The 19,128-nt window shown below is 71.1% G+C and carries 19 protein-coding genes; 10 read left to right on the plus strand and 9 right to left on the minus strand.

All coding sequences use genetic code 11. The annotated features are described in order from the left end of the window. Positions 1-33 precede the first annotated feature (33 nt). Positions 34-948 (minus strand): peptidoglycan-binding protein, encoded by a 915-nt coding sequence (locus ACFYXF_RS37160; protein WP_389356376.1) that lies wholly within the window; start codon positions 946-948, stop codon positions 34-36. 383 nt (positions 949-1,331) lie between these two features. Here ACFYXF_RS37160 and ACFYXF_RS37165 point away from each other — a divergent pair, with 383 nt between their 5' ends. Then, positions 1,332-1,913: an SRPBCC family protein gene (locus ACFYXF_RS37165; RefSeq protein WP_389356377.1), complete on the plus strand. Its 582-nt coding sequence runs from the start codon at positions 1,332-1,334 to the stop codon at positions 1,911-1,913. 390 nt (positions 1,914-2,303) lie between these two features. On the opposite strand, the gene ACFYXF_RS37170 is transcribed toward ACFYXF_RS37165, so the two are convergent. The 3 genes from ACFYXF_RS37170 to ACFYXF_RS37180 all read right to left on the minus strand — a co-directional run bounded on the left by ACFYXF_RS37170 (position 2,304) and on the right by ACFYXF_RS37180 (position 4,123). After that, complete coding sequence (locus tag ACFYXF_RS37170; protein WP_389356378.1) at positions 2,304-2,549, minus strand: CDGSH iron-sulfur domain-containing protein; 246 nt, start codon at positions 2,547-2,549, stop codon at positions 2,304-2,306. Beyond that, positions 2,533-3,210, minus strand: coding sequence for a HemK2/MTQ2 family protein methyltransferase (locus ACFYXF_RS37175; RefSeq protein WP_389356379.1), 678 nt, complete (start codon positions 3,208-3,210; stop codon positions 2,533-2,535). Before ACFYXF_RS37175 ends, ACFYXF_RS37170 begins: the two co-directional genes overlap by 17 nt. Before the next feature lie 184 nt (positions 3,211-3,394). Next, positions 3,395-4,123 carry a GAF and ANTAR domain-containing protein gene (locus ACFYXF_RS37180; RefSeq protein ID WP_389356380.1) on the minus strand — a complete coding sequence of 243 codons (729 nt, stop codon included), beginning with the start codon at positions 4,121-4,123 and terminating at the stop codon, positions 3,395-3,397. A gap of 237 nt (positions 4,124-4,360) precedes the next feature. On the opposite strand from ACFYXF_RS37180, the gene ACFYXF_RS37185 reads away from it, so the two are divergent. Beyond that, the gene (locus tag ACFYXF_RS37185) at positions 4,361-4,729 is read left to right on the plus strand and encodes a PRC-barrel domain-containing protein (RefSeq protein ID WP_389356381.1); all 369 of its coding nucleotides are present in this window, start codon (positions 4,361-4,363) and stop codon (positions 4,727-4,729) included. Between the two features lie 70 nt (positions 4,730-4,799). On the opposite strand, the gene ACFYXF_RS37190 is transcribed toward ACFYXF_RS37185, so the two are convergent. Continuing rightward, positions 4,800-5,288 carry a flavin reductase family protein gene (locus ACFYXF_RS37190; protein ID WP_389356382.1) on the minus strand — a complete coding sequence of 163 codons (489 nt, stop codon included), beginning with the start codon at positions 5,286-5,288 and terminating at the stop codon, positions 4,800-4,802. Between the two features lie 94 nt (positions 5,289-5,382). Between ACFYXF_RS37190 and ACFYXF_RS37195 the strand changes: the two genes are divergently transcribed. Beyond that, positions 5,383-6,417 carry an iron-containing redox enzyme family protein gene (locus ACFYXF_RS37195; protein ID WP_389356383.1) on the plus strand — a complete coding sequence of 345 codons (1,035 nt, stop codon included), beginning with the start codon at positions 5,383-5,385 and terminating at the stop codon, positions 6,415-6,417. A gap of 30 nt (positions 6,418-6,447) precedes the next feature. Here the strand turns inward: ACFYXF_RS37195 and ACFYXF_RS37200 are convergent, their stop codons facing one another. Beyond that, positions 6,448-7,107 carry a response regulator transcription factor gene (locus ACFYXF_RS37200; protein ID WP_389356474.1) on the minus strand — a complete coding sequence of 220 codons (660 nt, stop codon included), beginning with the start codon at positions 7,105-7,107 and terminating at the stop codon, positions 6,448-6,450. 16 nt (positions 7,108-7,123) lie between these two features. Next, positions 7,124-8,413, minus strand: a complete 1,290-nt coding sequence (locus ACFYXF_RS37205) for a sensor histidine kinase (RefSeq protein WP_389356384.1) — start codon at positions 8,411-8,413, stop codon at positions 7,124-7,126. Between the two features lie 168 nt (positions 8,414-8,581). Between ACFYXF_RS37205 and ACFYXF_RS37210 the strand changes: the two genes are divergently transcribed. Genes ACFYXF_RS37210 through ACFYXF_RS37220 form a run of 3 tightly spaced genes read left to right on the plus strand, consistent with a single transcriptional unit; the run spans position 8,582 to position 12,243 of the window. After that, complete coding sequence (locus ACFYXF_RS37210; protein ID WP_389356385.1) at positions 8,582-8,818, plus strand: hypothetical protein; 237 nt, start codon at positions 8,582-8,584, stop codon at positions 8,816-8,818. Next, a complete protein-coding gene (locus ACFYXF_RS37215; protein WP_389356386.1) occupies positions 8,815-9,588 on the plus strand; it encodes an ABC transporter ATP-binding protein in 774 nt (257 codons plus the stop codon). Before ACFYXF_RS37210 ends, ACFYXF_RS37215 begins: the two co-directional genes overlap by 4 nt. Before the next feature lie 30 nt (positions 9,589-9,618). After that, positions 9,619-12,243 (plus strand): FtsX-like permease family protein, encoded by a 2,625-nt coding sequence (locus ACFYXF_RS37220; RefSeq protein ID WP_389356475.1) that lies wholly within the window; start codon positions 9,619-9,621, stop codon positions 12,241-12,243. Positions 12,244-12,256: 13 nt separating this feature from the next. On the opposite strand, the gene ACFYXF_RS37225 is transcribed toward ACFYXF_RS37220, so the two are convergent. Together ACFYXF_RS37225 and ACFYXF_RS37230 are read right to left on the minus strand one after the other, a co-directional pair. Beyond that, the gene (locus ACFYXF_RS37225; RefSeq protein WP_389356387.1) at positions 12,257-12,466 is read right to left on the minus strand and encodes a hypothetical protein; all 210 of its coding nucleotides are present in this window, start codon (positions 12,464-12,466) and stop codon (positions 12,257-12,259) included. A gap of 153 nt (positions 12,467-12,619) precedes the next feature. Then, positions 12,620-13,729 carry a helix-turn-helix domain-containing protein gene (locus ACFYXF_RS37230; protein ID WP_389356388.1) on the minus strand — a complete coding sequence of 370 codons (1,110 nt, stop codon included), beginning with the start codon at positions 13,727-13,729 and terminating at the stop codon, positions 12,620-12,622. Positions 13,730-14,149: 420 nt separating this feature from the next. Between ACFYXF_RS37230 and ACFYXF_RS37235 the strand changes: the two genes are divergently transcribed. From ACFYXF_RS37235 to ACFYXF_RS37250, 4 genes are all read left to right on the plus strand, one after another. Beyond that, positions 14,150-15,073: a ParB N-terminal domain-containing protein gene (locus tag ACFYXF_RS37235; protein WP_389356389.1), complete on the plus strand. Its 924-nt coding sequence runs from the start codon at positions 14,150-14,152 to the stop codon at positions 15,071-15,073. Between the two features lie 168 nt (positions 15,074-15,241). Then, entirely contained in the window at positions 15,242-16,468 is a 1,227-nt protein-coding gene (locus ACFYXF_RS37240) for an acyl-CoA dehydrogenase family protein (protein ID WP_389356390.1), read from the plus strand. 69 nt (positions 16,469-16,537) lie between these two features. Then, entirely contained in the window at positions 16,538-17,605 is a 1,068-nt protein-coding gene (locus ACFYXF_RS37245) for a zinc-binding dehydrogenase (protein ID WP_389356391.1), read from the plus strand. 98 nt (positions 17,606-17,703) lie between these two features. After that, the gene (locus ACFYXF_RS37250; protein ID WP_389356392.1) at positions 17,704-19,128 is read left to right on the plus strand and encodes a trehalose-6-phosphate synthase; all 1,425 of its coding nucleotides are present in this window, start codon (positions 17,704-17,706) and stop codon (positions 19,126-19,128) included.

Genomic DNA, 19,128 nt, shown 5'->3' on the forward strand with positions numbered 1-19,128 from the left:
TCAGTTACTTCAGTTACTGAAGGTACTGAAGGTTTACGAGAACAGCAGACGCCAGGTCAGCGGCCCGGGCGTGCCGTCGGCGTCGCCGCGCAGCTGCTTCTGGGACTTCTGGAAGTCCCGGACGTTCAGCCGGTCCGCCTCGCCCCAGGACTTGCCCGGGCCGACCTTGTAGTGGTCGCCGAAGCCGCGCTTCACCAACTGCTTGCCGAGCTGGAGGACGTACGCGTTCGAGGCCCCGGCGACGAAGTACTTGCGTCCCGGGAACGCGGGGACCGCCGGCTTGGCCGGGGTGCTCGTCGCCGGGGTGTCGTCGTCCAGGTCCAGTTCGGCCTTCGCGTACTTGACGATCCTGGCGAAGTCGATCGCGCCCGGGTCGCCGTGGACGTTCTCGGGCACGTGCATGTGCCCGCACACGCCCTTGAAGGCGGTCCACTGCGCGGCGGTCAGCCGCTGGCCGCCCGCACCGTACGAAGTGGGGTACGCGGGCCACGACTTGGGGCCGGACAGCGGTACGCCGTGCTCCTCGTGCATCCAGGCCAGGAAGCGGGCGACGCCCTGGAGGGCCCAGTCGGGCGCGTCGGGCCAGTAGATGTGCGCCGTACCGGACTTCTGCCACTTCGCGTGGGTCTTCGGGTCGCAGGTGCCGACCAGTTCGACCTGGCACACGTTGAGGGTGTTCGTCTCGACGCCGCCGCGCAGGTTGACCAGGGCTCTGGAGGACGTCTCTATGTCGAAGTGCTGGTACCACTTCAGCTTCTTGGCGGTCAGGTCGGGGACCGCGGTCAGGTTCGGCGCGGAGGAGCCGCCGTCGTACCCGGGCAGGGTGGGACCCTCCGTGGTGTGCAGGACGACGACGTCGACCTGCATCGGGTCACCGCCGAAGTCGTCCTGGTACCAGTTCGCCCGGCTCGCGCCGGGGAATCGCTGCGGTCCCGTCTTGGTGCTCATCACAGACTCCTGAGTCGCTCGTGTCCTGGCTAGGTCCACACATTCTTGGAGAACGGACACGGTAGAACATCGACTCATGAACTGATCTCAAGACCCCGCTCTACAACCGGGGTTAGAGGTCCGGACTACGACCGGGGAACTACGGCTCGAACCACCGCCTGCTCTGCGTAGTCGAAGGGCTACGGAGCAGCCGGTCGTGGACGAGCGTGTTCCCATGCCGGCCGAGCGCCCCTCGTGATCCGCGATACGCCTCGGCAGGGAGGTCTTCATTCCGTGGGTCTGGGTACCCGGCGCTGTGCGGGAGAAAAACCGCGAACGATGTGAAAAGTTCAAACAGTGCAAACAGCTTGAATCACTCGAATGGAATGTATGAGGAGGACAGCATGAGCACGGTGAAGGAAGCAGTGGACGTGGACGTCTCCGTCCACACCGCCTACAACCAGTGGACCCAGTTCGAGGAGTTCCCGAAGTTCATGGAGGGCGTCGAGGAGGTGCGGCAGCTCGACGACCGGCACAACCACTGGACGACCAAGATCGGCGGGGTGCGGCGCGAGTTCGACACCGAGATCGTCGACCAGCTGCCGGACGACCGGATCACCTGGCGGTCCGTCGGCGGCGACACCGAGCAGCGCGGCTCGGTCCGGTTCGAGCGCCTGGACGACACGCACACCCGCGTGGAGCTGACGATGGACGTCGAGCCCAGCGGTATGGCCGAGAAGGGCGCGGACGCGCTCGGCATGATCGACCGCCGGGTCAAGGGAGACATGCGCCGCTTCAAGGACTACATCGAGGAGCGCGGCGGAGAGACGGGCGCCTGGCGGGGCCGCATCCGGCCCGGGGAGTCCGGCGACCCCGGTACGCCCGGAACGCCCGGCCCGTCCGGCAGCCCCGGCGACATGCCCGGCGCCCCCGGTCCCGGTACCCGCGGTCCCGGCACCTTCGGCGGCCCTGGTCCGATCCTCTGACAGCGGAGGCCCACCCCTCCACGCCGGTGGCGCCATGAGCGGCGCCCACCGGCCGGGGGACCGTGGTGCGGCAGACGGGAAACGACGGGGAACAGGGTGTCCGAGGCGACTCGCTCCCCGCCCACGGCAGTACACAGACCGAACCTGAGTGAAGTCGCCGTCAGTGGGTGCGACTCGCCGTTGGTGTGGCACTCGCCGTGTCATGAAGTGGACACGCAGGGCGACTTGGGCGGTCCGGCACCGGGCCGGGAGCGGGATCTGGCGGCTCGCACGTGGCAACGCCCGTCGGGGCCGCTCCGATGCCACCCTGCGGTTACTGGCCGCCGCCGTCCCCGAAGGGCAGCGGCGAGGACGGGGTGAGCGACGAGTTCCGTCGGCGAGTTGCGGAAGTCACTGGGAAGCGGCCTCGCCTGCCTTGCCCTCGGCCGCGTCGGGCGGTGTGCGGCGGCGGTGGCTGGTGTCGCACCAGGGGAAGGCGCGGCTGCGGCGGCAGGTGCAGACCGCCACCGTGAAGCGGTCGGAGACCGTCGACTCGCCGTCCTCGTCCACCACTTCGACCGGTCCCTCGATGAGCAGGGGCCCGTCCCGCTGCACGCGGACGCGGACTCGGCGGGGGCGTTCAGGCGTGTTCGGCACGGATCACCACCAGCTCCTCCGTCGTCCCGTCGGCCGTCAGGCCCTGCTCGCGCAGCCAGGTGAGCCGTGACCGCAGCACACGGCCGAAGGGCAGCAGGGCCCGGTCGACGACCTTCGCGCGGAGCCCGGCCCGCTTCAGCCGGGTCAGCGTCGCGTCGATGCCGCACAGATGGGAGTGCACGATCAGGAGCGCCCCCGTCGGCCGCAGCACCGTCGGCGCGGTGTCGCAGATGCGGTCGATCAGCAGGCGGCCGTCCCGTCCGGCGTCCCAGGCCCTGGCGGGGCCCCGGGCCGGCACGGTGCCCGGCGCGGGTACGTAGGGCGGGTTGGTGACCACCAGATCGAACCGGCGGCCCGGTACGGCTGCCGCCAGGTCGCCGTGGCGCACCCGCAGGGTCTCGCCGTTCAGCAGGGCGTTCAGCCGGGTGGTGGCCAGCGCCCGCCAGGAGATGTCGACGGCGGTGACCCGGCCGCCGAGCCGGGCCGCCTCCACCGCGAGCAGACCGCTTCCGGTGGCCAGATCCAGTACGTCCGTCTCCGCCGTGATGCGCTCGCGGCCCATCGCCCGCCGGAGCAGCCGGGTGTCGGTCTGCGGGGCGTACACGCCCCGGGGGACCCAGCAGCGGAGGCCGGGAGCGGCGGTGAGGGCTTCGGTCGTCATGCTGCCTTCCTCAGCCACGCGAGCCACGTGTCCGCGACGGCTCGGGGATTTCCTGGGGGTGCGGTTGACGACGAGTGCTCGCACGTTCGCTCCGGTGTCGGGGGACTGGCGGCCCGCTGCACGCACACGAGTCACGGCAGCACCTCCCGAGTACCCCCTGGCAGCAGACGTAACGAGAGAAGGGTTACGGGAGGCTGCCCTTCTCGCACACCCGCTGGGCGACCTCGCGGAGCTTCACGTTGTTCACCTGTGAGGAGTGGCGCAGCATGTCGAACGCCTCCTTCTCGGTGACGTGGTCGCGCCCCATCAGAATGCCCATGGCCTCGCCGATGACATGGCGCGTGGCGACGGCCTGTTCCATCTGGGCGTGGGTGCGGGCACTGGCGAAGGCGACCGCGGCGTGCGAGGCCAGCAGCCAGCCGACCAGCTCACTGGTCTCGGTGAACGCGCCGGGCTCGCGGGAGTAGAGGTTCAGCGCGCCCAGGTCCTCGTCCTCGGTGAACAGCAGGAAGCCCATCATGCTGCCCACACCGAGCGCGCGGGCCTGCGGGGCGTAGGCGGGCCAGCGCTGGTGCTCGACGGTGAGGTCGGAGATGCGGAAGACGCGCTCCCCCTGCGAAGTACGGGCGGCGTCGTAGCACGGCCCCTCGCTCAGCCGCTGTTGCAGCAGGTCGCTGTCCACGACCAGCCGGTGCGTGGGAGCGAGGGTCTCCACCTTCGCGTCGCGCAGCACGAGAATGCCGGCCGCGTCGCACCCGTCCACCAGCTCGGTGGCCGACGCGGTGATCCGGTCGAGCGTTGCCTCCACCGATTCCTGTGCCAGGAGGTCCCGTGCCATCGCCGCCATCTGCTGCGCGAACCGGCCCCAGTCCACGTCCACTGCGTCCTCCCGCGTTCCGCGCCACCTGGACATCTCTCCTTGCGGACACATCTCCTACCCAGCTTTTCACGCGACGTGCACAACCACGTCGGTGAACCGTCTCACCGCCCGCCGCCATTTCCCGTGTGTGTGGGACCCCGGACGTAGGGCACTCGCAGAAAAGGCGGTCACAGAAACCGCCGTGCACGATGCACGGAAAAGGATGTACGGAAAAAGGAGGAGCGGCGGGAATTCTCGCCGTCCTCTGTTTACCGGAGGAGTTGTTTTCGCGTGACCGGGAATATGTGGAATTACGGTTCGACCGCGGGCCGTCAGGCGGGCGTCGACCTGATCGGGTACAAGGTCGAGGCCACGGACGGCAGCATCGGAAAGGTAGACAAGCACTCCGACGACGCCGATGCCGCGTACCTGGTGGTGGACACCGGTGTGTGGATCTTCGGCAAGGAGGTCCTGCTCCCGGCGAGCACGGTCGTGGGTATCGACCCGAACGAGCGGAAGATCTTCGTCGGTCTCACCAAGCAGGAGATCAAGGACGCCCCGGAGTTCGACCGCGAGAAGCACCTCGGCAACCAGGGTTACCACGACGAGCTGGGCACCCACTACGGCAGGGGTACGCCGTTCGGCGGCCCGCACGCCTGACCGGAGCCCGCTCCGAGCATCGCGGCCCCGGGACTCGTCAGGAGTCCCGGGGCTCTCACGTAGGTGGCGGTCAGTCCACCGGGTGACCAGGGGTGATGCCACGCGCGTCCCTGAGCGACAGCAGAGTGGCGCGATCGCCCACGAAGTTCTCCGCCGCCTCCGGAGCCAGGAGGAAACCGACGTGGTCGCCGCCGTCGATCCGGCTCTCCACGCGGCCGACGAACCAGACGGGCGCCTCGTCGAGGACCGGCGACCCGGCCGGTCCCGGATGCCATGCGACGTCGGTGAACTTGTCGGTGCGGTCGCCGGTCTCGCCGCCGAAGAGCCGGGCCAGCCGCTCCTGGTCGCGGCGCAGACCATGGACCGTGAGCCGCTCGGCGCGCACGGCCACCCGGTACGTCCGGTTGGCCCTGGACAGCCAGACCACGAACCGGGCGGGCCGAATCGAGCACTGGGAGGCGAATCCGACCAGGCAGCCCGCTAGCTCACCGCCGGCCTCCACGGTCACGACGTACAAGGGACAGTCGATCAGGTCGGTGAACGGATCGAGATCGGTCACGCCCGCCGGGTTCCCCGAAAGAGCCTGGTCATGCCGGCGCCCGACTTTTCGCGACGGCGCAGGTGAGTGGTCCGATCGCGGGTACTCGGTGCCCATGCGCCCCCCACCGAAAGAGCCGCCCCTGCCGTCCGCCCGCGGCCCTGTCTCGGCGGCGGTCGGCGAATACGTACGGAACAGGGGGCCGCTCCCGGACGAAAAGACGGTTTTCGACGCCACCCCGTTCGGAGAAGATCTGCAGCTGGCCCTTTATATGTGCTACGAGCTGCATTACCGGGGATTCGCGGACGTCGATGCCGACCGTGAATGGGACCCCGACCTGCTCAGGGTCAGAGCCGCTGCCGAAAAGGTTTTTCTCGGGGCCTTGCGCGACGAGGTGCCCGCGCGCGAACGCGCCGACGAGGCATTGGCCGAACTGCTCGTCGAACCCGTCGACGGCAGTGGCGTCAGCCACTTCCTGCGGAGTGAGGGCGAGCTGTGGCAGGTGCGTGAGTACGCCGCCCAGCGGTCGCTCTACCACCTCAAGGAGGCCGACCCGCACGCCTGGGTGCTGCCCCGGCTGTGGGGGAGGGCGAAGGCGGGAATGGCGGCCGTGGAGTTCGACGAGTTCGGCGGCGGCCGCGCGGACCGCGTGCACGCCCGTCTGTTCGCCGACCTCATGGCGGACCTCGGCCTGGACACCTCGTACGGGCACTATCTCGACGCGTCCGGCGCCGAAGCCCTCGCCACCGTGAACGTGATGTCCCTGTTCGGCCTGCACCGCGCCCTGCGAGGGGCCCTGGTGGGACATTTCGCCGCCGTCGAGATCACCTCGTCCCCGGGGTCACGGCGCCTCGCCGAGGCCATGCGGCGCACCGGCGCGGGACCGGCCGCCGAGCACTTCTACGACGAGCACGTCGAGGCCGACGCCGTGCACGAACAGGTCGTCCGCCACGAGGTCGTCGCGGGCCTCCTTGAGGAGGAGCCCCACCTGGAAGGCGACGTCGCCTTCGGGGCGGACGCCACCACGTACCTGGAGGACCGCCTGGCCGAGCGTCTCCTCGGCGCGTGGCGGACCGGGGAGTCGTCGCTGCGCATACCGTGGGCCGAGCGGAAACTGCTGCCCGCCCTGCGTGAACTGCCCACACCCTGACCGGGATCGGGGACGAGCTGTGGGCGGCGGTCACCCCAGTCGGCGCAGATCCTCCAGATAGCGCAGGACCGCCGCCACCCGCCGGTCCACCTGGTCGGTGGGTGACAGGTCGAGCTTGGCGAAGATGCTGCGGATGTGTTTGTGGACGGCTCCCTCGGTGACGACGAGCCGTTCGGCGATGGCGGTGTTGCCGAGGCCCTCGGCCATCAGGGCGAGCACGTCCCGTTCGCGGGGGCTGAGCCGGTCGAGGCGGGTGTCCTGGCGGGAGCGGGTGAAGAGCTGGGCGACGACCTCGGGGTCGATGGCGGTGCCGCCGGACGCCACCCGGTGCAGGGCGTCGAGGAACTCCTCGACCCGGCCGACGCGTTCCTTGAGGAGGTAGCCGAGTCCGCCCACGCCGCCGCCCAACAACTCGGTGGCGAAGCTCTGTTCGACGTACGCGGACAGTACGAGGACGGCCAGGTCGGGCCGGCGGCGCCGGGCCTCGACCGCCGCGACGATCCCCTCGTCGGTGTGGGTCGGCGGCATCCGTACGTCGAGGATCGCGACGTCCGGCTTGTGCGCGTCGATGGCGGCCAGCGCCTCGTCGGGGGTGCCCGCGGTGGCCACCACGTCGAGCCCCTCGGCGCGCAGCAGCAGGGCGAGGCCCTCGCGCAACAGGGCGTCGTCCTCGGCGATCACGATCCGCATACCGGTATCCGTACGGTCATGCTCCACAGGGAAGATCCACCTTCAGGGTCGTCGGGCCGCCGGGCGGGCTGGCCAGGGAGAGGGTGCCGTCGTGCGCGGCGATCCGGCCGCGGATGCCGGTGAGTCCGGAGCCGCCGTCCTCGTCGGCGCCGCCCCGGCCGTCGTCCTCGACGCACAGGACGAGACGGCCGCCCCGGCTGTACGCGGTGACGGTGGCGTGGGTGGCGCCGCTGTGCTTCGCGATGTTGGTCAGGGCCTCGGCGACGACGAAGTAGGCGGTGGCCTCGACGGAGGCGGCGCAGCGAGCGGGCACGTCGACGTCGACCCGGCAGGGCACCGCGCAGTTCGCGGCCAGCCCGGAGAGCGCCCCGGCGAGACCGCGGTCGGCGAGCACCGGCGGCAGGATGCTCCGGGAGACGGTACGCAGCTCCGCCAGGGCCTGTTCGGCGGCGGACTGGGCGCGTTCGAGGAGTTCGTCGGCGCCGGCCGGGTCACGGGCCACCATCCGGCGGGCGGCGCCGAGCAGGACGGTCACGGAGACGATCCGGTTCTGCGTGCCGTCGTGCAACGACCGCTCGATCCGGCGCAGTTCGGTGGCGTGGGCGTCGAGCGCGGCGGCGCGGGTCGCGGTGAGTTCGACGATACGGAGGGACAGATCCGTCTCCGGTCCGGCCGCGAGGAGTTCACGCCCGGGGCGCGCCTGGAGCCGGGCCATGCCCGGACCGAGCCCCAGGATGATGAAGACCCAGCCCAGGCCCAGCATGGCCACGGCGAGGGCGTCCGGCCAGGAGTGCGCGTTGCCGTAACCGACGGACGTGGCCGTGGCGTTGCCCGGCATGAACGTCCAGTACAGCGGGAAGAGGGTGTCGCGCACGGCGACGAGCGGCAGCAGCACGCCGAGCACCCCCAGCACCAGCCCCAGGCTCGCGTGCCGCACCAGCCAGCGCAGCTCCCGCCGGGTGGTGGGGTCGACGAGGGCGGGCCGCAGCCGCGTCGGCGGAGTCTCGGGCGCGACGACCTCGGGCCCGCGCCGCCCCAGCCGCGCCCGCTCCCGCCCGGCGAGGCGGTGCAGGGCGCGCAGCAGCGCGGGCACCATGAGCAGCCCGACGCCGACCACACTGGTCACGGCGGTGACGGCGAGCCAGAGCAGCAGAAGCAGGGCGGGGAGTGCGGTACCGAGCCCGGACGCCAACTCCCCGATCGCGGCACGCGCGGCACGCAGACTCCGTACGACGGTCTCCCTGAGCCCCGAGTCCTCGAACTCCGCGCTCCGGTCACCGGCCGTGGTGTCTCGCGATACGGCCATGCGCCCTCCCTTCGTTGCGAAGGACCTTATGGCGTAGGCCCGTTGGCCGTCGGTCCAGGGGCCGGAAAGTACAGCCTGCTGTACCCCGAACCGGGCGGGCTGCGGGATCGGCCCGAGGGGGTCCCGATCCATAGCGTCGGTGACGACAGCGGACCTCGGGAGGAACCCATGACGAACCCCATGACGAACACCGACCCCCACCCCCTTCACCAGCGGCGCGACACCGCCCCCACCCGCGCGGACATCGCCCGCAGCCTGCTCTGGATCCTGGTTGTGCTCAGTGCGGTCGCCAACATGGCGGCCTCGTTCAGTGGCGCGCACACCTGGGTGAACCTGTCCTGCGGCGCGGTCACCGTGCTCGCCGGCGGCACCCTTGTCGTACGCAGCCTGCGGGGCCGTCGATGAGCCCCGTGTTCGCCCGGACCCGCCGCCCCGCGGCCACCGGGTACGACGCGTCGGCGCCGGCCATCGTCCTGGACCGGGTCGGCAAGGAGTACGCGGGTGGCGTACGCGCCCTCGACGAGGTGTCGCTGACCGTGCGGCGCGGCACGTTCCTCGCGGTGATGGGCCCCTCGGGATCCGGCAAGAGCACGCTGATGCACTGCGCCGCCGGGCTCGACTCCCCGACCTCGGGCAGCGTCCGGATCGACGGTCACGAGATCGCCGGACTGAACGAGACCCGCCGTACCGAACTGCGCCGGGAGCGCGTCGGGTTCGTGTTCCAGGCGTACAACCTGATCCCCTCGCTCAGCATCGAGGACAACATCACGCTGCCGCTGCGCCTGGCGGGCCGTACGCCGGACCGGGACTGGCTGCGGACGCTGGTGGAGCGGGTCGGGCTCGGCGACCGGCTCGCCCACCGTCCGGCCGAGCTGTCCGGCGGTCAGCAGCAACGGGCCGCCGTCGTACGGGCGTTGGTGGCCAGACCGGCCGTCGTGTTCGCCGACGAGCCGACCGGGGCGCTCGATCTGCGCAGTGCCCATGAAGTCCTGGACCTGCTGCGGGACTTGGTCGACGACCTGGGCCAGACGGTCGTGATGGTCACCCACGACCCGGCCGCCGCCGCCCGTGCGCACCACGTGCTGGTGATGGCCGACGGCCGGGTCGTCGAGGCCCTCGACGCGCCGACCGCCCCCGAACTGGCCCGCCGTCTAGTCGAGTTGGGAGAGGTCTGACCCATGAAAGCCATGAATGCCATGACTGGCATGCTCGGTCTCGCCGTACAGATGGTCCGGCACCGGATCTCCGCGCTGATCGCCGTGGCGTGCGCGGTCCTCGGCGGCGCGGCCCTGATCACCGGAACCGGCGTCCTCGCCGAGTCCGGCCTGCGCTCCCACCTCCCGGCGGGCCGGCTCGCCGGTGCGGACGTGATCGTCGCCGCCGACCAGGAGTTCCATCCGCCGGGAGACCTGCCCCTGGCGCTCCCGGAGCGTCGTACCGTCCCGGCCCAACTGGTCGGCGACCTGGCGGAGTTGCCGGGTGTCACCGACGCCGTCGGCGACCTCGGCTTCCCCGCCGCGCTCATCGACGCCCACGGGCGGGTCGTACCGGCGGGGGATCCCCGGGTCGCCGGACACGGCTGGTCCTCGGTGAAGCTGCTGGAGGGCGCGCGGGTGGAGGGTGCAGGGCCGGCCGGTGCCGACGAGATCGCCGTCGACAGCGCCACGGCCACGGCGGCGGGCGTCGAGCTGGGAGACAGCGTCCAGGTGATGACGAACGCCCGCCCGGCCACCGGGTACCGAGTCTCGGCGATCATCGACGCACCGGACACCGACGCCGGCGTCTTCTTCACCGACACGACGGCCGTACGGCTGGCGGGGCGGGGTGGTGGGGGGAGCGGCGCCGGCGCGAGCGGTACCGGAGACGGCGCCACCACCGCCCCCAGCGAAGGCACCAGCACCACCAGCCCCCGCGCCGGAACCGTCGATCTCATCGCCCTGCGCACTGCCCCCGGCGCCGAGGAAAAGGTCGCCGCCGAAGTCCGAACCAAGTTGAAGGGCACCGGACTTGAGGTGGTCACCGGTGGTGATCGTGGGGATCTCGTCTCGCCCGGGGCGGGTGCGTCCCGTTCCCTCCTGATACTCCTCGCCGGGTCGCTCTCCGGGATCGTCCTGCTGATCACCGGGTTCGTGATGGCGAGCGCGCTGGCCGTGTCCATCGCCGGGCAGCGTCGGGAGCTGGCGCTGATGCGGGCCGTGGGAGCAACTCCCCGGCAGATAAGGCGACTTGCCGCCGTCCAGTCGAGCGTCGTCGCGGCCGTGGCCCTCGTACCCGGTGTGGCGCTCGGCTATCTGCTGGCCGGACAGTTCCGTCAACTACTGGCGGACCGGGGGGTCGTACCCGCCGAACTCCCGCTCACCTTCAGCCCGTTGCCCGCCCTCGCGACGATCCTTCTGCTGGGCCTGGTCGTGCAGGTCTCGGCCCGGGGCTCGGCGTGGCGTACCTCGCGGATGCCGGCCACCGAGGCCGTCGCCGAGTCGCGCAGCGAGCCGCGTGAGCCCTCGCGGATCCGGACGCGCGTCGGCGTTCTCGTCATCGTCGCCGCGACCGCCATGTCGGCCCTGCCGCTGTTCTCCCGTACGGTCCTCGGCGCCACCGCCACCTCCCTGGCGGGCATTTTCGGCGCGATCGGCCTGGCCATGGCCGGTCCGGCGCTCGTGCGGGGCATCGGCGACACGGCGGCCCGGCTGACGCGCTCCGGGGCCTCCGCGCCGACCTGGCTGGCGATGGCCAACGTCCGCGCCTACGCCCTGCGCAACGCGGGGATCGTCAGCACGCTGGCCATGGCGGTCGTGTTCGTGCTGACGTACACCCTGACCCAGACCACCGTGCTGGCCGCCACCGCCGACGACACCCGCACCGGCACCCTCGCCCAACAGAGCCTGAGCGCACCGGGACTGGGTGGACTGCCCGGCGGCACGCTCGCCGACGTACGCGGGACCAGCGGTGTGCGTGCGGCGGCTCCCGTGAGCTACACCGGTGTGGTGTGGACGTACGACCTGTTCGGCGATCCGCAGACCGAGTCCGGCTCCGCGATGATCCTCACGCCGGACGCGGCGGACGTCCTGGACCTCGGTGTACGGGACGGGAGTCTGAGCCGGCTCACCGGGGCGACCGTCGCCGTCAGCAGCGATGCCGCCCGTTCGCGGGACGCGGCAGTGGGGCGGCGGGTGAGTCTCGTGCTCGGTGACGGCGCGAAGGCCGACGCCGAGGTGGTCGCCGTCTACGACCGGGGCCTCGGCTTCGGCGACGTGGTCCTCTCGCACGACCTGGCCGCCGGTCACACCACGACCGGGCTCGACCAGAGCATCCTGGTCCGTACGGACGGTACGGCGGACGCCCGGCAGGCCGTGGCCGCCTTCGCCGCGTCCCGCCCGGGGCTCGCGGTCGAGGACACCGACCCGGTCTCCTCCGGCAAGGGGCTGGCGGACGCGCCGCCGGAGGTGTGGATCAACCTGGCCCTGATCGTGGTCCTGCTGGTCTATCTGCTGCTCAGCATCGCCAACAAGCTCGTCGCCGCGACCGCCCAGCGCCGGGTCGAACTGGGCGCCCTGCGTCTCAACGGCACGACGCCCCGCCAGATCCGCGCGATGATGCGCCGCGAGGCGGCGGTGACCGCGGCCACCGCGCTCACCACGGCCCTGCTGCTGTCCGCCGTACCCCTCGCCCTCCTGGGCCAGGGCTTCCTCGGCCGCCCCTGGCCGGCGGGCCCGGTGTGGCTGCTGCCCGCGCTCGCCCTGACGGTGACCGCCACGGCGTTCCTCACCATCGAACTCCCCACCCGCCACGCCCTGCGCACCCCGCCCGCGGACGCGCTCCGCGCACAGTGAGCGGATCACCCGGTCAGTGCCGCCGGCCCTGCGCGGTCTCCACGCGGGCCTGCGCGCGGCCCTTGTACAGGGCGCTTCCCGCCCCGAGGGAGACGACCGCCATGCCGATGCTGGTCGCGATGCCCTTCGCGCTGTCGTCGATGAGCGGCGCGGCCAGGGCCACGACGAGGTTGAACAGGAAGAGGAACCACAGGACGGGGCGGGAGGAGAGCAGCGCCTTCACGGGAGACAGCCTTTCGGGGAGCGGTGGGCTCCCGGTGGGAGCCGCTGACCTGGTGAGATCGACGATCCCGCAAACGGCACGACGCCACGAGGGAGCGTCCTCCCCGATCGATGGTGTAGCAGGCTCCACTCCCGCTCCCGTACGGCGAGCGCTCTACTCGTCCGACGCGTCGGACGAGTCCGGTGCGTCGAACCAGCCGCGCCGCTGCGCCTCCGCCCCCGCCGCGAAGCGGGTCTCGGCGGAGAGTTCGTCCATGAACTCGCTGATGCGGCGGCGCACGGTACGCGGGGTCAGTGCCAGCCTCCGGGCGATGGCCTCGTCCTTGAAGCCCTGCCGCATCAGCGCGACGATCTCGTGGCGCTGCCGTTCCCGGTCGCTGCCGCTGGGCGAGGGGGAGTTGGTCAGCGGGCGGGCCTCGCGCCACAGGAGCTCGAAGTAGTGGCGCAGCGCCTCCACGGCGACGGGCGAGGTCAGATGGAGGGCCACGCTCGACCCGGTCGGGGTGAGGGCCAGCAGGGCCTGCGAGCCGTCCGTGATCTTCAGCTTCATCGGCAGTCGGGGCAGGAGTCGTATCTCCTCGCCCGCTGCCGCACAGTGTTCGACGATCTCGGTGCCCACGGGGTCGGTCAGGAAGCCCGTCTCGTAGATGCTCCGGTGCCGTACGCCCCGAGCGATCGACGCGTCCGTCGGCGGCTGCGCCGAACTCGCCTTCAGCGGAAGGTCGTACTGGAAGGTCTCCAGTGTCAGATGCTCCTGGACGGCCGCCGTGCCGATCGTGTTGGACAGGGCGGCGATGTCGTCGGAGTCGGTGAGCACCTGCGCGAGCCGGTGCGAGGAGGTGTCCTGGGCCTGCCGGTCGGCGAGTTGGCGGATGCGCAGCACCTCGCGCTGGGCGCGGGCGACGACGTCGTACTGGGCGTCCAGCTCGTGCTTCTTGTGGACCAGGGCGGCCTCCACGGCCGGCACCGGCGCCGCCGCCCGCAGCAGCGGTGGATCGTGGGGCAGTACATGGGCGAGACCCAGGGCCAGCAGCGGGGCCGAACTCCCGCCCCGCGCCTGGTGCGGCGGGTCGGCCTCCTGGAGCGGGGTGGGCCCGTCCGCCTCCGCGAGGGCGCGGTAGCTGTCGGCGATCTCGGTACTCGTCAGCGCCGCGAGCGTGTCGACGGCCCGGGTCAGCAGCTCCGCGGCCGCGCCGACGGGTGTGGCTGAGATGTCGGCCGGAATGTCAATGGGTGCCGCGGCTGTCAATGGCCGGTTGTCCACTTTCTTCCTCCCCGTTCTGTGTTCGAGCGCCACACTCTCCCAAAGGTCCGTTACAACTCCCGTGAACTGACCGGAACTTGTGCGGAAAATTGCCGTCTTCGAGGTGTCCGCGCAGGTCGGAGGGGTTGCTGAGGAGGCGCCCGGGGTGCCGTGGGCCGGGGGGACGGGGGAGGCCGCGACGCGGATCCGGAGGTGCGGAACGCGGGATTCTGGCCGCTTGTGTCCAGTCGGCCACAACTGACCCTGGCAATCGGACCGGGCGCCAAGTGAACTCGGTGGTGGAGCGACTGCAGAGAGCTACGTGCGGCCATACGACGGGGGAGTCGGAGCATGACCAGCAGTTCTGCGCTTTTTCCAGTTCGAGAACCACCTGAAGACGGGGCCGCGCCGCGCACCGGACGATTACCGGTCGCGGCGCTCGTGCCCGCCGACTCCCCGCGTGCCGGGGACATCGATCTCGCCTACGCCAGATCACTGGCGGAGGTACGGGACCTGCCGCCGATCCTGGTGTGCCGGCGCACCCTGCGTGTCATCGACGGTATGCACCGGCTGACGGCGGCGACCCTGGCCGGCCGCGCGGACATCGACGTCCGCTACTTCGACGGCGACGAGAAGCAGGCGTTCGTCGAGGCCGTCCAGGCCAATCTGCACCGTGGGCGGCGGCTGAACCAGCGGGAGCGGCTGGCGGCGGCCCGGCGCATCCTGGCCACCTACCCGAGGTGGTCCAACCGGGCGGTCGCCCAGGCCGCGGGGCTGTCCACGAAGACGGTGGCGGCCGTCAGACGCCGTGCAACCGGGGAGGAGCCCCAGTCGAACACCCGGGTCGGCCGTGACGGCCGGGCCCGCCCGGTGGACCCCACCGTCGGCCGCAGACGTGCCGCCGCCTATCTGCGCGAACACCCGGACGCCTCGCTGCGCCAGATCGCGGGCGCCGCCGGAATCTCCGTCGGGACCGCCCGCGATGTCCGGGCCCGGGTGCAGCGGGGCGAGGATCCCGTCGGCCGCAGAGCGGTCGCCGCAGCCGCCGTACGGGACGAGCCCGTGGCGCTGACCGCCGTAGAGCGGAACGGGCACCTCCGGGAGCCTGCCCGGCCCCGCACCCCGACGGGTCCGCCCCCGGGCAAGGACCCGCTCGCCGTCCTGGCCCGTGATCCCACCCTGCGGTTCTCCGCGTCCGGGCGGCAGCTGCTGCGGCTGCTCGACAACCGGGCCCTTCTGGGGGCCGGGGGCGACGCCCTGCTGGCCGCCGTACCGCCGCACAGCCGGGCCGCCCTGACCCTCGCGGTCCACGAACACATCGACATCTGGCTGGCCTTCGTCGACGTACTCGACCGGGCTGGCTGATCCGCCGCTCTACAGGGGGTGGCCGGCGTCCTCAGGACGCCGGCCACCCCCTTTTCCGTGTCTCTTCCCGCCGTAATACGTCGGTCAAGAGGCCCCCACGCCCGCCGGATTCCGGTCTTGAACGCGAGGTTCCTCCGCCTACGTTCCCAGCAACATCAGGAGGTGGACATGGCTCAGAACCAAGCGACTCAGAACCAAGAGAACGATCACGCTCTCTCACTGGTCGACGACAGGCCCGTACCGGCGGAGACCGCGGACTGGCTCGGGCGGGTCGACGAGATCGCCCCGGTCATCGAGAAGTGGCGGGAGGAGGGCGAGCGCCAGCGCTTCTCCCCGGTGCCGGTGTTCGAGGCACTGCGGGACGCGGGCTTCCCCCGGATGCTGGTCTCCCACGACCTCGGCGGCTCCCAGGTCTCCCTGGAGACGGGGTCGCAGGCACTCCAGGCACTCTCCCGGCTCGACCCGGCGGTCGCCTGGCAGATGGGCGTGCAGGCCGCCATCGGCCGGCTGTCGGACTACCTTCCCGAGCCGGTCGCGCGTGAACTCTTCCGGGACCAGGACGGGTTGGTGATCGGCTCCGTCAACCCCACGGGGCTCGCCGAGGCCGTCGACGGCGGCTACCGTCTCTCCGGGCGCTGGGGCTTCGCCAGCGGATCGGCGCACGCCACCTGGCTGGTGTGCGCGGCCCGGATCACCGACGGCGGCACACCCCGGCTCACGGAACAGGGCCCGGAGATCCGGATGCTGTTCGTGCCCCGGCACGCCGTACGGATGCTGGACAACTGGCGCACCCTCGGGCTGCGCGGCACCGGCAGCGAGGACTACGAGGTCGAGGACGTCTTCGTCGCCGACGCGTACACGGTCGCCCAGCGGGACATGTTCCTCGCCCCGCCCGCCCGTCCCTCGCGCGGATACGGCATCAGCTACTACGACTTCGGGCTGTTCGGCTCGTCCTCGACCGTGCTGGGCGCCGCCCGGGGCGCGCTGTACGAGTTCCAGCGGCTCGCCGTCGCGAAGAGGCCGATGGCCGGTACGACCACCCTGGCCGCGAGCCACACCGTGCAGGAGCGGTACGCCCGCGCCGAGGCGCAGGTCCGGGCCTCCCGGCTGCTCCTCGCGGACGCCGCCTGGCACGCGGAACGGCTCGGCGAGGTCGGCGGGGACGCGCTCAGCGCGACCGTACGGCTGGCGGCGGCGACCGTGGCCGAGCAGTGCTGCCAGGCCATCGACAGCCTGTTCACCGTCGCCGGTACGTCCTCGCTGTACGCGAGCAGCCTGCTCGAACGCTACTTCCGTGACGCGCACTCGGCCGCGAAGCACATCACCCTGTCGCCGACCAACGTCGAGATGACCGGCCAGTACCTGCTCGGCGGCGGTCTGAGCATGCGCCGCTAGCAGCCACCTGAACCTGTCGTGAATCTGTCGGAATCTGTCGTGAATCGTCATCTGCCCGGAAGGACAACCATGCCGACCATGAAGGCCCTCCAGCTCGTCGCCCCGCGCCAGACCCAGGTCGCGGAGGTGCCGCGTCCCTCGGCGCCGGCCGACGGCGTGCTGCTGCGCACCCGTTGCGTGTCGATCTGCTCGACGGACATCTCCTTCTTCGAAGGGCACCTGTTCCCCTCCGAGTACCCGATCGTCCTCGGCCACGAGTACCTCGGTGAAGTCGTCGAGAAGGGGCCGGAGTTCACCCGCCCCGACATCGCGATCGGCGACCGGATCGTCTACTGGGGACAGACCGACTTCGGCGGCTTCGCCGAGTACCGCACGCTGCGCCCGATCTTCTCCGGGGAGGTCAAGGAGGACGTGTTCTGGGCCGACCGGAACTTCTCCGACGATCTGCGGGCCGCCGCCGTCAAGGTCCCCGACGCCCTCGACGACCTCCAGGCGTCGTTCATCGAACCCACCACCGGCGCCCTGCGCTCGATCCTGGCCAACCCGCCGAAGATCGGCGACCGGGTCCTCATCATGGGCACGGGCCCGATCGGCGTCATCGCGGGCAGCGTCATCAGGCGCATGTTCGCCCCCAACCAGGTGGTGTCCGTGGACGCCAACCCGGTGCGCAACCAGCATGCCGGGGAGCACTTCTCGGAGCGGGCGTATCTGCCGGAGGAGCTGATCGCCGAGGTTCCGGAGAACACGTTCGACTACGTCTTCGACGCGTTGCCGACCGTCAAGGTCGACGACGAGGAGAAGGATCCACGGCGGGTGGCCATGCGGCGGCTGAAGCCCAAGGGGCGGTATGTGCTGTACGGGGCCTCGCAGGAGATGCAGAAGTTCGACACGTGGCTGATGCTCGCGAAGGGGATCAATATCAGCGCGTCGCCGTTCGATGTCACGGCGTTCCCGATGCATCACTCCGCCAATGTGATTCAGGTGGCGATGCAGATGTTGTTGTCGGGGATTGTCGATGGGCGGCGGTTGCTGTCGACGGTGCATCGGTTCGAGGACTATGAGGGGCTCGTCGAGATCTTCAAGAACTATCGGAGCACGACTGATCTGAAGACGATCGTCGATTTTCGGGCCGCGTAGGTCGTTCTTCGGCTGCGGGCCGGTGGGGGCTGGTCGCGCAGTTCCCCGCGCCCCTTTGGGGCGCGGCCAGTCCCCCCCTTGAGAAGGGATGCAGGGAAATGGAACCGGACGCCGATTTTGTCGTCGTTGCTAATCGTCTTCCCGTTTATTTGGACTCGGGGGGCTGGCGGCGCAGCCCGGGTGGGCTTGTCACCGCTCTGGAACCCGTGTTGCGGGGGCGGCGGGGGGCCTGGGTGGGGTGGGCGGGGACTGCCGGCAACACGCCCGCCGCCTTTCGGCACGAAGGGGTGCGGTTGCACCCGGTGCCTCTCGACGCCGACGAACACCGGGATTACTACGAGGGTTTCTCCAACGCCACGTTGTGGCCGTTGTTCCATGACGCGGTGGCGGCGCCCGAGTTCGACCGGCGGTGGTGGCAGAGCTATCACCGGGTCAACCGGCGGTTCGCCGAGTACACGGCGGACATCGCCGGGCCCGGGGCCACCGTGTGGGTCCAGGACTACCAACTGATGCTGGTCCCGGCCCTGTTGCGGGCCCTGCGGCCCGATCTGCGGATCGGCTTCTTCCTGCACATCCCCTTTCCGCCCCCCGAACTCTTCCTCCAACTGCCCTGGCGCACCGAGATCGTGGAGGGCCTGCTCGGCGCGGACCTCGTGGGCTGCCAACTGCCCGGCGGCGCACAGAACTTCCTGCGGCTGGTGCGGCGACTGCACGGCGTCGGCGACGTCGGCGGTCCGCACCGTACGCCGGTGCTGGGCACCGTACGACTGCCCGAACGGGACGTACACGTCGGCGCGTTCCCCATCTCGGTGGACGCGGCCGGCCTCGACACCCTGGCCCGCGGCGAGGCCGTGCGGGAACGGGCCCGGCGGATCCGCCGTCAACTGGGCGACGGCAGAAGGATCATGCTGGGCATCGACCGGCTCGACTACACCAAGGGCATCGAGCAGCGGCTGCGGGCCTTCGAGGGGCTCCTGGCCGAGGGCAGGGTCACCGCGCGGGACACCGTCCTCGTCCAGATCGCCACGCCCAGCCGGGAGCGCGTCGAGCACTACCGGCGTCAGCGTACGAGGATCGAGGCACAGGTCGGCCGTATCAACGGAACGTTCGGGACGGTCGGCCGGGTGCCGGTCCACTATCTGCACACCACCGTGGACCGTACCGAACTCGCGGCCCTCTACCGGGCCGCCGACGTGATGCTGGTGACGCCCCTGCGCGACGGGATGAACCTGGTCGCCAAGGAGTTCGTCGCCGCCCGTCCGGACCTCGGCGGGGCGCTGGTGCTCAGCGAGTTCGCGGGCGCCGCGCACGAACTCACCCGGGCGCTCCTGGTCAACCCGCACCATCTCGCCGGACTCCAGGACGTCATGGCCACGGCCCTGCACCTGGACGAGGCCCAACGCAGGCTCCGTATGGGGGAGTTGCACCGGCACGTCCGCGAACGGGACGTCCACCACTGGGCCCGGTCCTTCCTCGACGTCCTGGCCGGTGCCGACTTCGGCAGCGGCGAACTGGCCGCATGA

This window comes from Streptomyces sp. NPDC002680, assembly GCF_042889145.1.
Classification (GTDB): Bacteria; Actinomycetota; Actinomycetes; order Streptomycetales; family Streptomycetaceae; genus Streptomyces; species Streptomyces adonidis.